This window comes from Roseomonas sp. HF4 (assembly GCF_005222755.1).
Classification (GTDB): Bacteria; Pseudomonadota; Alphaproteobacteria; order Acetobacterales; family Acetobacteraceae; genus Neoroseomonas.
In genome coordinates, this window is sequence record NZ_STGD01000009.1 from 71,684 (window position 1) to 88,340 (window position 16,657).

15 protein-coding genes are annotated in these 16,657 nt (G+C 72.3%); 8 read left to right on the forward strand and 7 right to left on the reverse strand.

Annotated elements, in window-relative coordinates:
• Positions 1-164 precede the first annotated feature (164 nt).
• Positions 165-620, forward strand: coding sequence for a helix-turn-helix domain-containing protein (locus E8M80_RS14785; RefSeq protein ID WP_137126591.1), 456 nt, complete (start codon positions 165-167; stop codon positions 618-620).
• 249 nt (positions 621-869) lie between these two features.
• Here the strand turns inward: E8M80_RS14785 and E8M80_RS14790 are convergent, their stop codons facing one another.
• Positions 870-1,322, reverse strand: coding sequence for a hypothetical protein (locus E8M80_RS14790; RefSeq protein WP_137126473.1), 453 nt, complete (start codon positions 1,320-1,322; stop codon positions 870-872).
• A 291-nt stretch (positions 1,323-1,613) separates the two neighbouring features.
• On the opposite strand from E8M80_RS14790, the gene E8M80_RS14795 reads away from it, so the two are divergent.
• Positions 1,614-2,111 (forward strand): hypothetical protein, encoded by a 498-nt coding sequence (locus E8M80_RS14795; RefSeq protein ID WP_137126474.1) that lies wholly within the window; start codon positions 1,614-1,616, stop codon positions 2,109-2,111.
• Positions 2,112-2,146: 35 nt separating this feature from the next.
• Here E8M80_RS14795 and secA read toward each other — a convergent pair whose 3' ends face one another.
• Positions 2,147-4,891, reverse strand: a complete 2,745-nt coding sequence (gene secA / locus E8M80_RS14800) for a preprotein translocase subunit SecA (RefSeq protein ID WP_137126475.1) — start codon at positions 4,889-4,891, stop codon at positions 2,147-2,149.
• Between the two features lie 210 nt (positions 4,892-5,101).
• Here secA and E8M80_RS14805 point away from each other — a divergent pair, with 210 nt between their 5' ends.
• The 6 genes from E8M80_RS14805 (at position 5,102) to E8M80_RS14830 (ending at position 11,651) form a co-directional block, all read left to right on the forward strand.
• The gene (locus E8M80_RS14805; RefSeq protein WP_137126476.1) at positions 5,102-6,031 is read left to right on the forward strand and encodes a peptidylprolyl isomerase; all 930 of its coding nucleotides are present in this window, start codon (positions 5,102-5,104) and stop codon (positions 6,029-6,031) included.
• 34 nt (positions 6,032-6,065) lie between these two features.
• Positions 6,066-7,304: a bifunctional glutamate N-acetyltransferase/amino-acid acetyltransferase ArgJ gene (gene argJ, locus E8M80_RS14810; RefSeq protein WP_137126477.1), complete on the forward strand. Its 1,239-nt coding sequence runs from the start codon at positions 6,066-6,068 to the stop codon at positions 7,302-7,304.
• A 187-nt stretch (positions 7,305-7,491) separates the two neighbouring features.
• Positions 7,492-8,664: a glycosyltransferase gene (locus E8M80_RS14815; protein ID WP_170979431.1), complete on the forward strand. Its 1,173-nt coding sequence runs from the start codon at positions 7,492-7,494 to the stop codon at positions 8,662-8,664.
• Complete coding sequence (locus tag E8M80_RS14820) at positions 8,661-9,581, forward strand: bifunctional 2-polyprenyl-6-hydroxyphenol methylase/3-demethylubiquinol 3-O-methyltransferase UbiG (RefSeq protein ID WP_170979432.1); 921 nt, start codon at positions 8,661-8,663, stop codon at positions 9,579-9,581. Before E8M80_RS14815 ends, E8M80_RS14820 begins: the two co-directional genes overlap by 4 nt.
• A gap of 32 nt (positions 9,582-9,613) precedes the next feature.
• A complete protein-coding gene (locus E8M80_RS26950; RefSeq protein WP_137126479.1) occupies positions 9,614-10,618 on the forward strand; it encodes a bifunctional GNAT family N-acetyltransferase/(deoxy)nucleoside triphosphate pyrophosphohydrolase in 1,005 nt (334 codons plus the stop codon).
• A gap of 268 nt (positions 10,619-10,886) precedes the next feature.
• Positions 10,887-11,651: a molybdopterin-binding protein gene (locus E8M80_RS14830; RefSeq protein ID WP_137126480.1), complete on the forward strand. Its 765-nt coding sequence runs from the start codon at positions 10,887-10,889 to the stop codon at positions 11,649-11,651.
• An 88-nt stretch (positions 11,652-11,739) separates the two neighbouring features.
• Here E8M80_RS14830 and E8M80_RS14835 read toward each other — a convergent pair whose 3' ends face one another.
• From E8M80_RS14835 to E8M80_RS14855, 5 genes are all read right to left on the reverse strand, one after another.
• Positions 11,740-13,575: a polysaccharide biosynthesis/export family protein gene (locus tag E8M80_RS14835; RefSeq protein WP_137126481.1), complete on the reverse strand. Its 1,836-nt coding sequence runs from the start codon at positions 13,573-13,575 to the stop codon at positions 11,740-11,742.
• Positions 13,565-14,641, reverse strand: coding sequence for a capsule biosynthesis protein (locus tag E8M80_RS14840; RefSeq protein WP_240790049.1), 1,077 nt, complete (start codon positions 14,639-14,641; stop codon positions 13,565-13,567). The genes E8M80_RS14835 and E8M80_RS14840 overlap by 11 nt, the downstream gene beginning before the upstream one ends.
• 85 nt (positions 14,642-14,726) lie before the next feature.
• Positions 14,727-15,365: an ABC transporter ATP-binding protein gene (locus E8M80_RS14845; RefSeq protein ID WP_137126483.1), complete on the reverse strand. Its 639-nt coding sequence runs from the start codon at positions 15,363-15,365 to the stop codon at positions 14,727-14,729.
• Positions 15,366-15,373: 8 nt separating this feature from the next.
• Positions 15,374-16,168, reverse strand: coding sequence for an ABC transporter permease (locus tag E8M80_RS14850; RefSeq protein WP_170979433.1), 795 nt, complete (start codon positions 16,166-16,168; stop codon positions 15,374-15,376).
• A complete protein-coding gene (locus E8M80_RS14855) occupies positions 16,165-16,539 on the reverse strand; it encodes a DVU3141 family protein (RefSeq protein ID WP_137126485.1) in 375 nt (124 codons plus the stop codon). Before E8M80_RS14855 ends, E8M80_RS14850 begins: the two co-directional genes overlap by 4 nt.
• Positions 16,540-16,657 lie beyond the last annotated feature (118 nt).

A 16,657-nucleotide genomic window follows, 5' to 3' on the forward strand; every position in this document is an offset into this window, starting at 1 on the left:
CAGCACGGCCACGGCACGCCTGAAATGTCTCAAAAAACAAAAATCGGAAAAAGAGTTGACGAAGAATGAACGACGCCGTATCCAGGATGCAACGCGGGGCCGCTCACACGCGACCATTGCGTGACCAGGAGGCGACCGTGGACATACGGGGCGTGGAGGGCCGGATGGCGAGCGACGGGACTGCGGATCGCGCCGAGCGCGAACATCGGGCCAGCCCGATCGACGTGCATGTCGGCTCGCGGGTCCGCCTGCGCCGCACGTTGCTCGGCATGAGCCAGGAAAAGCTGGGCGAGGCGCTTGGCCTCACGTTCCAGCAGATCCAGAAATACGAGCGTGGCGTGAACCGGATCGGGGCGAGCCGGCTTTTCGACCTCGCCCGGGTGCTGGATGTGCCGATCGGCTTCTTCTTCGACGACATGTCGCCGGAGCTCGGCGGCAACAACGCGACCCGGTCCCGTGCCGCCGCCTTCGGCTTCGCCGAGGGCCAGGACGGCTTCGAGGACGACACGCTCCATCGCCGGGAGACGCTGGAACTCGTGCGGGCCTACTACCGCATCACCGACCCTTCGGTGCGCAAGCGCGTCTTCGACCTGATCAAGACCCTTTCGCCGGGCGAATGAACCGCGCGGCGCCGTGCCGTGGCGGTCGCGCCCGGCCGGCGCATGCCTCGGCCTGAAGAAGGCGACGCGTGGAACCTCCCGCACACGGGACGCCCAGGCCCCCTTTCCCCGGCACCCGCTGCCACACATGCAGGCATCCCCGCCTGATGCCAGGGAAGGTCGAGGGCGGAACTCGGGGGGAGAAATTCCCCTCTCCCCGCGCCCGTTGTTAGCAAACGCAATCCGGTTCACATCTCCGGCCTGCGGGCCTCACACGCCGCGCGCGCAGTGCAGCAGGACCGCGGGTTGCCCGCGGGTGACCTGAAGATCGATCTCGTCCGGGCGGGACCAGCCATAGGACCGGGCGCCGGTGCCGGGGTCCTGCCCGCGTTCCTGGGCGGGGCCGAATTGCCGCTCGAGCCGCGCACGCAGCGCGTCCGCCTGGCCTTCCTCGACGCGCGCCGAGACGCAGACGAGCCCGCCATTGCGCCCGTCAAACGCGAAGGCGACGGTCATCTGCAACCCAGCCGTGCGGAACTGCCCCGACGCCCGGTATTCCATGCGGGCGCTCGGCACCGGACGCCGTTCGCCCACCGGCAGGGCGCGCACGGCGCCGCGGGATGCGGCGATCACCTGCTGCTGGGTCATGCCCCAGCGCGTGTATTCCCAATGCGCTGCGGCCGGCGAGGCCGGCAGGCCGGCCATCACCACGACGGCGGCCACCAGCCAAGCCCGCACGCCAGCCAGCCGTGCGAACGGGCCGGCAGCGGCCGGAAGCGGGCACGGCGCCCGCCTCATGCCGCCGTGCGCCCCTGCCGAGCCGGGGCTGGGCGGTAGCATTTCGGTTGCCTTTTCCGGCCAGACTGGCGGCGCCCCCCCCGGCCCTGCCGCCGGCCACCTCCATCCGGATGCCGCCGGGGGGCCGAGGAGACGGACCGCATGACCGACCCGATGGCCCAGGCGCCGCACGCCCCGGGGGGCGCCCCATGCCGATGCTGCCCGCCCCGCCCCGGGATGGCAGGGCGCCGCGCGGCCTTCGGGCTGATCGCGGCCGGCCTCGGCCTGGTGGCAGGGCCGCGTGGCGCCGGCGCGGCAAGCGGGCGGTACGAGGCGATGCTGCTGAACTGCATCGACCCGCGCTTCACCACCCACGGCCTGTTCCACATGGCCGAGATCGGCCTGCGCGACCGGTACAGCCAGTTCGTGGTGGCGGGCGGGCCGATCGGTGCCGTGCATCCGCATTTCGCGGCCTGGCACGACACCTTCTGGCAGAACCTCGCGGTGTCGGTGCAGCTTCACGCGATCCGCCGCGTCGTGGCCGTCACGCATCGCGACTGCGGCGCGGCGCGGATCGCGCTGGGCGAAGCGGCGGTCGCCACCCGGGCGGCGGAGACCGCCGCCCATGCCGGGGTGCTGCGCGCCTTCCGCGCCGCGGTCGGCGAACGCCAGCCGGGGCTGGAGGTCGTCGCCGGCGTCATGGACCTCGACGGCAGCGTCGAACGGGTGGGCTGACCGCGCGGCGCGGGTGCGGCGCCGGCCCCGCAGGATCACACCGCCCGCCCGTGGCAGACCTTGAACTTCTTGCCCGAGCCGCAGGGGCAGGGGGCGTTGCGCGGCGTGCGGTGCCAGGTGGACGGATCGTCCGGATCGACGCCCTGCGCCGCCGGGCGTGGTGCGGCGGTGCCGATGGCCATGGGCACGGCTTCGTAGGTCGTGCCGGCGCCTGCCAGCTCGAGCTCGGCCGCCGCCATCGCCGGGTCGGGGTGGCGCATGTCGAGGAAGCCGATGCCCTCGGGCATGGGCGGCGGCGCCTCGGGGCGCAGCTCGATGCGCAGCAGCAGCGACGTCACGCGCTCGCGCAGGTCGCCCAGCATGGTGTTGAACAGCGCGAAGGCTTCCGACTTGTACTCGTTCAGCGGGTCGCGCTGGCCATAGGCGCGCAGCCCGATCCCCTGCCGCAGGTGGTCGAGCGCCAGCAGGTGTTCCTTCCACACCTGGTCGAAGACCTGCAGCAGCAGCGACTTCTCGACCTGGCGCATGATGTCCGGGCCGACATTGGCGGCGCGCGCGGCATAGGAGCGGTCGGCCGCCTCCTCCAGCCGCTCGCGCACCGCCTCGTCGTCGATGCCTTCCTCCTTCGCCCAGTCGGCGACCGGAACGTCGAGGTTCAGCACCTCCTGCACCTGGCGCGACAGCGTCTCGAGGTCCCATTGCTCGGGATAGGCGTTCTCGGGGATGCAGCGGGCGACGAGGTCGCCGATCGTCTCGCGCCGCATCTCTTGGATCGTCTCGAGCACGTCGTCGGCCATCATGAAGGCGCGGCGCTGGGAATACACTTCCTTGCGCTGGTCGTTCATGACGTCGTCGTACTTGAGAAGGTTCTTGCGCATGTCGAAGTTGCGCGCCTCGACCTTCTTCTGCGCCTTCTCGAGCGCCTTGTTGATCCAGGGGTGGACGATCGCCTCCCCTTCCTTGAGGCCGAGGCGGGTCAGCATGCCCCCCATGCGGTCCGACCCGAAGATCCGCATCAGGTCGTCTTCGAGCGACAGGAAGAAGCGCGACGCGCCCGGGTCGCCCTGGCGGCCGGAGCGGCCGCGCAGCTGGTTGTCGATGCGCCGGCTCTCGTGCCGTTCGGTGCCGATGACGAAAAGGCCGCCGGCCTCCTTCACCGCCGGGCGCACGGCCTCGACCTCGGCCTTGTGCTTCGCGATCGCCGCCTCGTACTCCGGCCCCTCGTTCGTGCCGGCTTCCTGGCGCGCCAGCATCTCGAAATTGCCGCCGAGCTGGATGTCGGTTCCGCGGCCGGCCATGTTGGTCGCGATGGTCACGGCACCCGGGCGGCCGGCCTGCGCGACGATCGTCGCCTCCTGCTCGTGGTAGCGGGCGTTCAGCACCTGGTGCGGGACGTTCTTCTTCTTGAGCAGGCCCGAGATCAGTTCCGACTTCTCGATGCTCGTGGTGCCGACCAGGCAGGGCTGGCCGCGGCCGCGCGCCTCCTCGATCAGCACGGCCACCGCCTCGTATTTCTCGGTGGCGGTGCGGTAGACCTCGTCGTCGCTGTCCTCGCGCGCCACCGGCACGTTGGTCGGGATCTCGACGACGTCGAGCTTGTAGATCTCGGCGAACTCGTCGGCTTCCGTGGACGCCGTGCCGGTCATGCCGGCGAGCTTGGGGTACAGCCGGAAGTAGTTCTGGAAGGTGATCGAAGCCAGCGTCTGGTTCTCGGGCTGGACGGTCACGTGCTCCTTGGCTTCCAGCGCCTGGTGCAGCCCGTCCGAATAGCGCCGGCCTTCCATCATGCGGCCGGTGAACTCGTCGATGATGACGATCTTGTCGTTGCGCACGACGTATTCCACGTCGCGCTTGAACAGCGTGTGCGCGCGCACCGACTGGTTCAGGTGGTGCACCAGCGTGACGTTGCCGATGTCGTAGAGGTCGCCCTCCTCGAGCAGCCCGGCGTCCTTCAGCATCTGCTCGATGCGCTCGCTGCCGTCCTCGGTCAGGGTGACGGTGCGCTGCTTCTCGTCCTTCTCGTAGACCGCCTCGTCCTTCACCAGCTCCTTCACCACCTCGTCGACCTTGCGATAGAGGTCGGAACTGTCCTCGGACGGGCCGGAGATGATGAGCGGCGTGCGCGCCTCGTCGACCAGGATGCTGTCGACCTCGTCCACGATCGCGTAGGCGAAGTCGCGCTGGACCATGTCCTCCAGGCGGTACTTCATGTTGTCGCGCAGGTAGTCGAAGCCGTATTCGTTGTTGGTGCCGTAGGTGACGTCACAGGCGTAGGACTGGCGGCGCTCGTCGTCCGTCAGCCCATGCACGATGGTGCCGACGGTCAGGCCGAGGAAGCCATAGATCCGCCCCATCCATTCGGCGTCGCGCGTCGCCAGGTAGTCGTTCACGGTCACGACGTGGACGCCCCTGGCCGGCAGGGCATTGAGGTAGACCGGCAGGGTCGCGACCAGCGTCTTGCCCTCGCCGGTCTTCATCTCGGCGATCTTGCCCTCGTGCAGCACCATGCCGCCGATCATCTGCACGTCGAAATGGCGCAGCCCCAGGACCCGGCGGGCGGCCTCGCGCACCGTCGCGAAGGCCTCGGGCAGCAGGTCGTCCAGCGTCTCGCCCTTGGCCAGCCGTTCGCGGAACAGCGCGGTCTGGCCGGCCAGCGCCTCGTCGGACAGCGCCTGCATCTTCGGCTCGAGCGCGTTGATGGCCGGCACCCGCGCCTGGTAGCGCTTGAGCGCGCGGTCGTTCGAGGTGCCGAAGATGGCGGCGGCGAGGCGGGCGAACATGAGGGGCGTCGGTCTCCGGCGGGGCGGCCGGCACCATGGCACGGTCGCGAACGGAACGCGCCGCGGCAGGCCGGACCGGTGCGGTCGGGTCGCGGGTCGCGGCGCGGCCCCGGCAGAGATAGGGGGCAGGGCGGGGCGGGTCAACGCCGGGCGCCTTGTGGGGCCGTGACGCTTCCGCCATCTTCCCGGCGTCCCCGGAACCGAGATCGCATGACCCAGCGCCACCGCCCCGCTTTCCCCCTTTGCGCGGGCCTCGCGCTTGCCCTGCTGCTGGCCGCCGCGACGGCCTCGGCCCAGGCGCCGGTGCCCGCCACGCCGCCCGGGGACCCCGTGGTGGCGCGGGTGGACGGGGAGCCGATCCTGCTCTCGGACCTGGCCGCCGCGGCGCAGGACCTGCCGGAGGAATTGCGCGGCGCGCCGCCCCAGATGCTCTATCCCCTGCTGCTCGACCAGATGATCGCCGGGCGTTCCATCGCCGCCGCCGCCCGCCGCGCCGGCCTCGACCGGGACGAGGAGGTGCGCGCCCGCATCCGCCGTGCCGAGGAACAGGAACTGCAGCAGGCCTGGCTGTCGCGCGAGATCGCCGGCCGCGTCACGACCGAGGCCGTGCGTGCCCGCTACGAGAGCGAGATCGCCGGCCGCCCGGCCGAGGAGGAGGTGCGCGCCCGCCACATCCTGGTGCCGACCGAGGCCGAGGCGCGCACGGCACTGGCCGAGATCCGCGGCGGCGCCGACTTCACGGCGGTCGCGCAGCGCCTGTCGACCGGCCCCGGGGCGCGGGAGGGCGGCGACCTCGGCTTCTTCCGCCGCGGCGACATGGTGCCCGAATTCGCCAATGCCGCCTTCGCACTCCAGGCCGGCCAGGTGAGCGAGGCGCCGGTCCGCAGCCCTTTCGGCTGGCATCTCATCAAGGTCGAGGAACGCCGCAGCGCTGCCGCGCCCGCCTTCGACGACGTGGCCGAGGCGCTTCGCCAGCAACTGCTGCAGACCGAGGTGCAGGCCGCCGTCGAGCGCGCCCGCAGCGCCGCCCGGATCGAGCGCTTCAACCTCGACGGCACCGCCCCCCGCCCGACCGACCAGGCCGAGCCGCCCGCCCCCGCCGCGCCCGCCGCCCGCCCGGGCGGCCCGATCCGGCGCTGAGTTCGACCCTTCCAGGACACCACGAGGACACGCCATGGCCGGACAGGCCCATCCCGTCTCTCCCCTCGCGCTGCCGATGCCCGAGATGCCGCCCGTGCCGGGCGTGCGCGTGGCCACCGGCATGGCCGAGATCCGCTACCGCGCGCGCGAGGACGTCATGGCCATGGCCTTCCCGGCCGGCACGACGGCGGCGGGCGTCTTCACGAAGAACCGCTGCCCGGGCGCGCCGGTCGAATGGTCGCGCGCGGCGCTGAAGGGCGGCAAGGCGCGCGGCCTGGTCGTCACCTCGGGCAATTCCAACGTCTTCACCGGCAAGGCGGGCCGCGAGACCTGCGCCAGGACCGCCGAGGCGGCGGCCGCGATCCTGGGCTGCAAGCCGCGCGAGGTCTTCCTGGCCTCGACCGGCGTGATCGGGGAACGCCTGCCGACCGAGAAGCTGGTCGGCGCCCTGCCGGCCGTCTTCGGCGCCGTCGCGGAATCGGGCTTCGGCCCCGCCGCCCGCGCCATCATGACCACCGACACCTTCCCCAAGGCGGCCACGCGCACCGCGCGCATCGGGGAGACGACCGTCACCATCGCCGGCATCGCCAAGGGGTCGGGCATGATCGCGCCCGACATGGCGACGATGCTCTCCTTCCTCGCGACCGACGCGAAGATCCCGGCGCCGGCGTTGCAGGCGCTGCTCAAGAAGGGTTGCGACCGGTCCTTCAACTGCATCACGGTCGATAGCGACACCTCGACCTCCGACACCGTCATGCTGTTCGCGACGGGTGTCGCGAAGCATCCGCGCGTGCCGGCCGAGGGCGGGCCCGTGCTGAAGGACTTCGCGCGCGCGCTGAACGGGGTGCTGATGGACCTGGCGCTGATGGTCGCGCGCGACGGGGAGGGGGCGCAGAAGCTCATCCGCATCGACGTGACCGGCGCCACCACGGCGCGCTCGGCACACCGCATCGGCATGTGCATCGCGAATTCCCCGCTGGTGAAGACCGCCATCGCCGGGGAGGACGCGAACTGGGGTCGCATCGTCATGGCGGTCGGCAAGTCGGGCGAGCCGGCGGATCGCGACACGCTCTCGATCGCGGTCGGCGGCACCTGGATGGCGAAGGACGGCGGCGTGGTCGACGGCTACGACGAGACGCCGGTCGTGGCCCACATGAAGGGCCGCGAGGTCGAGATCACGGTCGACATCGGGCTCGGGCGCGGCAAGGCCACGGTGTGGACCTGCGACCTGACGCACGGGTACATCGACATCAACGGGTCGTATCGGAGCTAGTGCGGGCACGGGCGGTAACGGGGAGGGCGCCGCCCTCCCCGGACCCCACCCGCCAAAGGCCGAAAGGCCTTTGGAAACCGATACTCGGCCACCTGCAACGCTCGCCCAAGTCCCGGGTTCCAAGGGCCTTTCGGCCCTTGGTGGGGGGAGGTCCGGAGGGGGGCAAGGCCCCGCTCCGGGGCGCTGCGTGACGAACGTCCCGGGCGCCATCGCCCTGCTCGCCTCCCTCGCCTGGCTCGCCGGCATCCTCTGGTTCCTCCGCCACTTCCGCCCGCCCGCCGTCGCCGTCGAAGGCTGCGTCTCCCTGCTGCTGGCCGTGACCGGCCGCACCGCGGGGCTGCCGCCGCTGTTCGACGCCCTGGCGCGCCAGACGCTGCGGCCGCGGCGCCTGCTGGTCGCGGTCGAATCCGAGGCCGACCCCGCCGCGGCGCAGGTGCGGGAACTCGCGCCGCGGCTGCCCTTCCCGGTCGAGATCCTGGTCGCCGGCGTGGACGACACGCGCAGCCAGAAGGCCACGAACATGATCGCGGCCCTGGCGCGCGTGGATGCCGGGGACGACGCGCTCGTGCTGCTCGACGCCGATATCCTGCCGCAGGACACTTGGCTGTCCTGGCTCGCGACGCCGGCGCTGAACGGCACGGCGGACCTCGTGACCGGCTATCGCTGGCATGCGCTGGACGGCGCGGGGCCGGGGCGGCACGTCGTCGCCTGGCTGGATCGTGCGCTTGCACTCGGGCCGCGCTTCGTGGCGACCGGGCTGGTCTGGGGCGGCTCGGTCGCGGTCTCGCGCGGGGCACTCGCGCGCATGGACCTTCCCGATGCGTTGGCGCGCACCTTCTCGACCGATGGCGCGATCAGCCGGCGCGCGCGCGCGCTTGGCCTGCGGGTACTGACCCGCCGCGCCGTGCTGGTGCCGACACCCCCCGAGGGCGGCGACCGGGAGGCGATCGCCTTCAAGAAGCGGCAGTTGCAGATCGTGCGCGTCTACGTCCCGCGGCTCTGGTGGCTGCTCGGCGGCGTGCTTGCGGCCGAGGCGCTGGCCCTGCCGCTGCTGCTGCTGGCGCTGGCCGGCGACGCCGCTGCGGGGTGGTGGCTGGCGCCGCTGGCCGCCCTCGGCGCGGCGCGTGCGGCGCTGCAGGACCGCGTGACGCGCGCCGTCGGCATCCGCGAGGGCTTCGCGGCGCGCACGTTGCAACTCGCGCTCGGCGCCGCGGTGCCGCTGACGGCGCCGCTCGTGCTGCTGCTGTTCACGCTGAGCGCGCGCACGCGCGTCATCCGCTGGCGCCACGTGGAATACGAGGTGCTGGGGCCGGAGCAGGTGCGCGTGTTGCGCCGCCACGCGCCGGGCGCCGCGGCGTGACGCCCGGCACCTGCCCCATCACGGGGGAGGCCGCGACGCTGGTCCAGGAGATCCCGGCCGGGCTGCTGCGTGGCCTCTGGCGCCGCGGCTTCGGCGTGGAGCCGACGCCCTTGCCGGCGGGGCGCATCGGCCTCTGGCGCGCACCCTGCGGCCTTGCCTTCTTCGCCCCGGCGGCCGAGGGCGACGGCGCCTTCTACGCGGCGCTCTATGCGCGGCTCGACGCGGGCGGGCGGGTGCGCCGCGCCGGGCGAGACCGTGCCGAGTACCCGCATGCCGCGGCGCGCATCCGGCCGGGCGACGCGGTGCTGGAGGTCGGCGCCGGCGCCGGCGCCTTCGCGCGGCTGATCCCCGGCGCACGATACACGGGCCTCGACCCCAACCCGGGCGCCCATGCCGCGCCCGAGGCCACGGTGATCGCCGAGGACCTTGCCGACCACGCGGCGCGGCACGCCGGGACATACGACGCCGCCTGCGCCTTCCAGGTCATCGAGCACGTGGCGGACCCGCTCGCGCTTGCGCGCGGGATGGGGCACGCGGTGCGGCCGGGCGGGCTGGTGATGATCGGCGCGCCGCTGTGGCCCTCCGCCATGACGACCATCCCGAACTTCGCCTTCAACGCGCCGCCGCACCACCTGTCCTGGTGGAGCGCGGGGGCCATGGCGGCGCTGGCCGCGCGCTGCGGCTGGGCGGTCGAGGAAATCCTCGCCCTGCCGCCGGTCGCAGCCCAGCCGCTGATCCACCGGATGGGGCGGCTCGCGCCCGTGAAGACGCGGCCCGGCGGACCCTTCTTCGCGCATCGCTGGACCTGGCACGCGTCGCTGGCCGTGGCGGCGCTGGCGGCGCGCGCAGCGGCCTGGCTGCCCTTCCCGCGCGACGCGGCGCCGATGTTCGTGCTGCTGGTCGCGCGCAAGCCTTGACGCGGCCCGCGGCCCGGCCGTTCCTGGCCGCGATGCCCGACTCCGCGCCCCCCTTCGCGCCGCTCGACACCGGCCGCTTCGTGCTGCGCCCGCTGCGCGCCGAGGACGCGGCGGAGCTGCACCGCCTGGTCAACGACTGGGAGGTGGCGAAGACCCTGGCGCGCGTGCCCTTCCCCTATCCGCGCGAGCTCGCCCACGACTGGATCGCCTCGACCGCGAAGCAACTCGCGGCGGGGGAGGCCTGGCACCTCGCCATCGCGCGGCCGGAGGCCGAGGGCGGCGCGCTGCTCGGCTGCGCCGGCCTGACCGTGGATGCGGCGGCGCGCAGCGCGGAACTCGGCTACTGGGTCGGCCGGCCGCACTGGGGCCAGGGCATCGCGCCCGAGGCGGCGGGGCGGCTGCTGCGCTGGGGGCTCGCCAATCTCGACATCGACCGCGTGACGGCCTCGGCGCTCACCGACAATGCGCGCTCGGCCGCGGTGCTGAAGCGCATCGGCTTCCACCCGGCGGGAGAGGGGATGCGCGACTTCCTGTCCCGCGGCGGCGCGATGCGGGTCCTGCGGTTCGAGGCCGGGCGCGGCGACCTCGTGCCCGCGCCGGCGCCCGCCGCGCGGGCGCCCGAGGCCGTGGCCGACGGCAAGCCCATCCTGCTGGTCGCCGCCGTCGGGCTGATCGACCCCGACAACCGCGTGCTGCTGGCGCGCCGGCCCGAGGGCAAGCCGCTCGCCGGCCTCTGGGAATTCCCCGGCGGCAAGGTGCGCCCGGGGGAGACGCCGGAACGCGCCCTGATCCGCGAATTGCGCGAGGAACTCGGCATCGACGTGACCGAGGCCTGCCTCGCGCCCTTCGCCTTCGCCTCCCATGGCTACGAGGCCTTCCACCTGCTGATGCCGCTGTTCCTCTGCCGCCGCTGGCAGGGGGAGGTGACCGGGATGGAAGGCCAGGCGCTCGCCTGGGTGCGGCCGCAGCGGCTGCGCGACTACGCGATGCCGCCGGCGGACGTGCCGCTGGTCGCGCTGCTGCGGGATTTTCTCTGAGCGGGCTGGCCGCGATGAGGGCTTCGGATGCGAGCGGAAGGCAAGTGCCGGGGGGAGAAGGGAACTTCTCCCCCCGGACCCCCCACAACCTTCTTTGTCTTCTTGGCGCCCGACCTTCCAGGACCAGCGCCAAGTGACAAGGAAGGGAGGGGGCTCGGGGGAGGTTCTCCTCCCCCGACCGTCCGCCCGTCGATCGGATGTGGGGCGCTGGCGTCCGGGCGATTGTGCGGACGCGCGACGCGCCTATCCTGGCCGCGGAGGAACCGCCATGACCAACCCGACCGCCTGCCTGCTCATCATCGGCAACGAGGTGCTGTCGGGCCGCACGCAGGACGCCAACCTGAAGTACCTCGCGACCCGCCTCGGCGAGATCGGCATCCCGCTGCGCGAGGCGCGGATCATCCCCGACGTCCGGGACACCATCGTCGCCACCGTCAACGAGGTGCGCGCGACATACGACCACGTCTTCACCACCGGCGGCATCGGCCCGACGCATGACGACATCACGAGCGAATGCGTCGCCGCCGCCTTCGGCGTGCCCTGGGAGCCGCATCCCGAGGCCTGGCGCCGGCTGGAATCCCACTATGCCCGCCAGGTCCCGCCCGGCGACTTCAACGCCGCGCGCCAGCGGATGGCGACGATGCCGCGCGGTGCGGCGCTGATCGACAACATCGTCTCGATCGCGCCGGGCTTCACCATGGGCAACGTCCATGTGCTGGCCGGTGTGCCGCGGATCATGCAGGCGATGTTCGAGGCGCTGGCGCCGACGCTGAAGGGCGGCCCGCCGGTGGTCTCGGCCGCCGTCCACGCGACCGGGCTGATGGAAGGGCGGATCGCGGAGGGGCTCGCGGGCATCCAGGCGCGCTACCCGGACCTCGACATCGGGTCCTACCCCTACTACCGCCAGGGCGGGGGCGGCGTCGCGGTGGTCGCCAAGGGCACGGAGGAAGCCGCGGTGCGCCAGGCCGCGCACGACGTGCTGGTGTTCCTGCGGGCCTGCGGCGCGCAGCCGCTGGAGGGCGAGCCGACCTGACGGGCTGGCGCGGGACCCATGCCCCGCGGCGTCGGCGTCCTGCCCGGCGCCAGAGGCGGACGAAGGTGCAGCCTTCGTCCGCAGGGTGTCAGTCGATGAACACCCGCGCCGCCAGCGCCACCTGGAACAGCGCCGTCACCAGGTCGGTCGCGAACTGCCAGTATTTCGGGTCGAGGTAGGGCAGCGCGATCAGCTCATCCCCCGGCCGTGGCGCCACGGCGGGGTTCAGGATCGCCTGGCCCGAGGGGCGGCGGAGCATCAGCGTGGAATTGTTCCCGCGCGGCGTCAGGCCGCCGGCCGCCTCGATGAACTGGGCCGTCGTCCAGCCCTCCCGCCAGACAACCGCCTGGGGGAAGTTCACCTCCCCCTGCACCATCACGGTCTGCGAGCGTTCGGGAATCACGACGATGTCGCCGTTCTGCAGCCGCAGCGGCGCGCAGGCGCCGTCCGCGCCCATCACGACGAGCCGGCCTTCCGGCTGCACGCGCCGGGCGCGGGAGATGTACTGGGAGATCAGCGCCGCTTCCTGCGACCGCGCCTCGGCCACCCGCGTGGTCGCGGCGGGCGCGAGGAAGAGCTGGCGTTCCAGCCGGTCGAGCGCCTCGTCGATCGCGCGCTTCTGCTGCAGCGCGAGGCCCGGGCGCAGGATGAACACGCCGTCGGTGTTCGCGAGCCCCGGGTCGACCGCGATGTGGTCGAGCAGGTTGCAGAGCGTGATGTCGCGGTCCGCCACCAGGACCGAGGGATAGAGCCTGCTGCCCTCGACGCTGACGCGGATGGTGCGCGCCGCGACGTCGGCCACGAAGGTCACGGTGTCCTGGTCGAGCAGCGTCTGCTGCGCGAGTTCGGCCAGGGACATGTAGCGGGAGAAGGGCTGCGCGCTCCGCACGCCGCGCACCACCGCGTTCGTCGCGGCCGGCAGCGGTCGCGCGAGGTCGATCAGGTCGCGCCCCGAGAGCGAGGCGCGGCTTGCGCTCTCGAACAGGTAGTTGTTCCGGACGGCGCCGTCGGCACCGATCATCGCGCGCTGGCGGCCGACGACGATCGTGTCCCCTTCCTGCAGGCGCACGGCGGGCAGGCGCCCTTCGAGCAGGAAGCCGTAGAGGTCGGCGGTCGCGACGCTCTGGTTGTTGCGTCGGATGGCGATCTCGCGGTGCGAGCCGCGGCCGGGATCGACGCCGCCGGCCCGCACCAGGAAGTCGAGGATGCTGTCCGACGCCGTGCCCGCATAGCGCCCCGGTGCCCGCACGAAGCCCGTGACGAACACGCCGATCCGCTGCGTCGAGAGCACGGTCGCATAGACCTGGACCTGGGCCGTGTAGACCTTGCGGATCTCGCTCTCGACCACCGCCTGCAGGTCGCCCACGCGCGTTCCCGCCACGCGGATCGGGCCGATATTGGGCAGGAACAGGTTGCCGGCGGGGTCGATCACGCCGACCAGTTCCGATTCCACCGCGCCCCAGGCGCGCACGCTGACGCGGTCCCCCGGCGCAAGCACGTAGTTCGGGTTCGGCGCCTCGGAGGAGGCCTGCGGCGTCTGCGTGAACAGCGACGCGCCGAAGACCGTGGTCGCCGGTCCCGCCATGCGCGCCTGGTCGCCGAGCGGCGCCACGAGGGATGGCCCGCCTTCGGCCTGGGTCGGGCTGCCGAGGCGCTCGGTGCCGCGCGCCTGTCCGGGAATGTCGGCCAGGCTGCGCTGGTCGAAGACCGGCGGCGGCTGGGCGGCCGCTTCCCCCGCACCCGGCACGCCCGCCTGGGGGCCGCGCGGCAGCAGGTTCGGCAGGCCCGGCAGCGCGCCCGGCACGCCGCCGATGCCCTGCGGCAGCCGCTGCGCGCCGGATTGCGCGGCGGCCGTGCCGGCCCAGCCGAGGGCGAACAGGACCGCGAGGAGAAGCGCGAGGCCGCGCCGGGGGCTAGGCCGCATGGTCCCGCATGCTGGCAACGAGCAGCCAGCCGATGCCGAAGGCGACGGAGAGACCCAGGAAGACGCTGCCGACACTGATCAGTTTCCGCGGATAGAGGGGATAGACGGCGAGGTTGGGCGCGACCACGCGGGCGACGTAGAGCTGCTGGCGCTGTGCATCCATTCGCGCCGTCTCGAGGCTGGCGGTGGCGGAGGCGAGCTGCCGGTCGGCGAATTCGCGTTCGAGCACCAGGCGTTCGTAGGATGCGAGCTGCTGCGCCAGCGTGCCGTTGCCCTGGGTGCGGCGCGTGCGCTCGGCCATGATCTGGCGCTCCAGCGCCTCGATCCGGTTGTGGGTCGCGAGCAGCGCCGGGTTGTCCGCGCGCATGAAGGCCATGCGTTCGCGCAGTTCCGCCCGCGCCCCGGTCAGCGTCGCCTCGAGCGCCGCGATGGTCTGCGCCGCCGCCGCCGCCGTGCCGGCGCTGTCGAGGTCCTGCTCGCGCTCCCGGAAGCCGGTCAGGGCCTCGCGCGCGGCGAGCACGCGGCGCTCGGCGATGCCGACCTCGGCATGGGCGATGCGCAGCGCATCCTCGCGCGCGCGTTCGGAGAGGCCGTTCACCAGGCCCTCGGAGAGTTCGAGCAGCGTCTCGGCGATCGCCTTCGAATCCTCGGGCCGGAAGCTGCGCACGCGCAGCGTCAGGAGCCCGGTCGAGCTGTCGAACACGGCCGAGACCATGGAGTTGTAGAACTTCGTCAGCCGCTCCGGGTCGCTGTGCGCGAGGCGCGCCCAGAAATCCGCTTCCTCCCGCTGCCAGATCGAGACGAGGTCGAGCCGGTCCTGCGCCCGCATCACCGCATCGTGGGAGAGCAGGAATTCCCGCACGCTGTTCGATTCGACCGAGGATGCGCCGCCGCCGCCGCCCATGGCCGAGGAGATCGCGCCGCTGAGCGAGACCGTCGGCGCCTCGGCGCGGGAGCGCACCACGATCCGCGTCTCCGAGACGTATTGCGGCGCCGCGACGAGGTAGAAATACGCCGCGACGATCGCCGTCGGCAGCAGCACCCACCAGGTGAAGGGGTGGGCCATGAAGCGGTGCAGCCAGGACCTCGGTCGCGGCGGCGGCGACGGCGCCGCTTCGCTCCAGGCCGGGACCGCGTCCGCGGTCGTGCCGTCAAAGGCTGTTGTAGGTGGCGAGAGCTTCATCGAGGTCTTCGTAGAATGTGAGGGTGCCCTGGTCCATGACGGCCGCGCGGGTGCAGAGCTGCCTGACCAGGGATGGCTGGTGCGTCACGATGATGAGCCCGGCGCGTTCCAGCCGCGCGGCGAAGGCCCTGCCGAACTTGGTGTCGCCGACCGCCAGCGCCTCGTCGACCAGGAAGCAGTCGAATTCGATCGCAAGCGAGATCGCGAGGCCGAGGCGCGAGCGCATGCCCGACGAATATGTCCCGACCGGCATCCGCAGGTATTCGCCGAGCTCGGCGAAGCTCTCGACGAACTCCACGGTCTCCTGCGCGGGGCGGCCGTAGATGCGCGCGATGAAGCGGCAATTGTCCTGCCCGGTCATCGAGGACTGGAAGCCCGCCGCCATGCCGATCGGCCAGGAGACGCTCATGCTCCGCTTCACCGCGCCCCGGGTCGGTGCCTCGACGCCGCCCAGGATGCGCACCAGCGTCGACTTGCCCGTCCCGTTGCGGCCGAGGATGCCGACGCGCTCACCCTTCTCGAAGCGTGCGTTCACGCCGCGCAGCACCTGCTTGCGCCCGGTATTCATCGCGTAGGACTTGTGGACGTCGATGAGTTCCAGGCCCATGGCGCGCCCTATTCCAGCCCGATGCGGCGGCGCGCGACGCGCAGCCCCGCCAGGCCGATGAGGTGCGTGGCCAGGATCCAGGCGGCGACATAGGACAGGTCGTAGACCGGCCGGAAGCGGTCGCCGAACTGCCCGTCGCGCAGCAGTTCGAAGATGTGCACCATGGGCACCCAGATCACGATCTCCTGCATCCAGGTCGGCAGCCAGTCCACCATGAAGAACAGGCCGCTGAAGGGCATCGACAGGTATGTCAGGACGTGGATGCCGCGCTCGATCCCGTGCCATTCGCTCGTCGCCGCGCCGATCATCAGCGCGAAGCCCTGCGCCAGCAGGAACATCAGCCCCATCGCCGCCAGCATCTTCATGGGCGAGTCCGGGGCGTCGCCGCCGAAGGCGATGGCCGCGAAGACGAAGATCGCCATGACCCCCGTGCAGGCGACGGATTCGATCAGGTGCCGCGCGTAGAAAACGTCGGGCAGGGTGACCTGCCGGTGATAGAGCAGCTGCAGGCTCGACGGGATCGTGCCGGAGGACCGCGTCACGATGCCGCGGAAGTTGAAGAACAGCAGGTAGCCGATCGCGAAGAACTCGAAATTGCCGCGGATACCCTCGCCGCCGCTGCGGGTCTGGTGGATCAGCGCGATGGTGCCGGCCAGCAGCAGCGGCTCGGCGAACAGGGCCAGGTAGCCGAAGCGGCGGCGGCCGAAGCGGCTGTGCATCTCGCGGATCACGAGCGCGCCGATGACGCGCAGCTGTGCCCGCGCGCAGTCGATGAGCGGCGGTCGGGACGCCGCCTCGCTCATCGGCTGTGCGCGGCACTGCGCACCAGCGGGCGCGCTTCCCGCCAGCCTGCGCCGGCGCGGCAGAGGAGCCGTGTCTCGGTGCCGCCGCCGGTCCGCACCTGAACCTCGCGGCATTCCCGCCCGCTCGCGGCCGCGTAGGCGCGGACAAGGCGCACGCTGGCGGTCTGGCCGGTGCCGGCCAGCACGACGCTGTCCTCGGCCCCCGGGGAGGCCGCCGCCGCGAAGGCGACGACCGGGTCGGAAATCGGTGCCGCGACGGCGTCCGTTGCGTCGGCGGCAGGGCCACCGGTCTCGGCGCAGCCGACCAGAACCAGCGCCGCCACTGTGGCCCCACCCCATCCGCGCCAGGATCGATACGGGAATCGGTTCATTACGGTGCACAATCCTTGGCACGTCACGTCCGGAACCTAGCCTTTCGGCGTGCTTTACGCAAAAAAGAAGACATGTCGCCGAGCATGCCGGGCGTTGGCGGGGTTCGCCCTTCGCCCT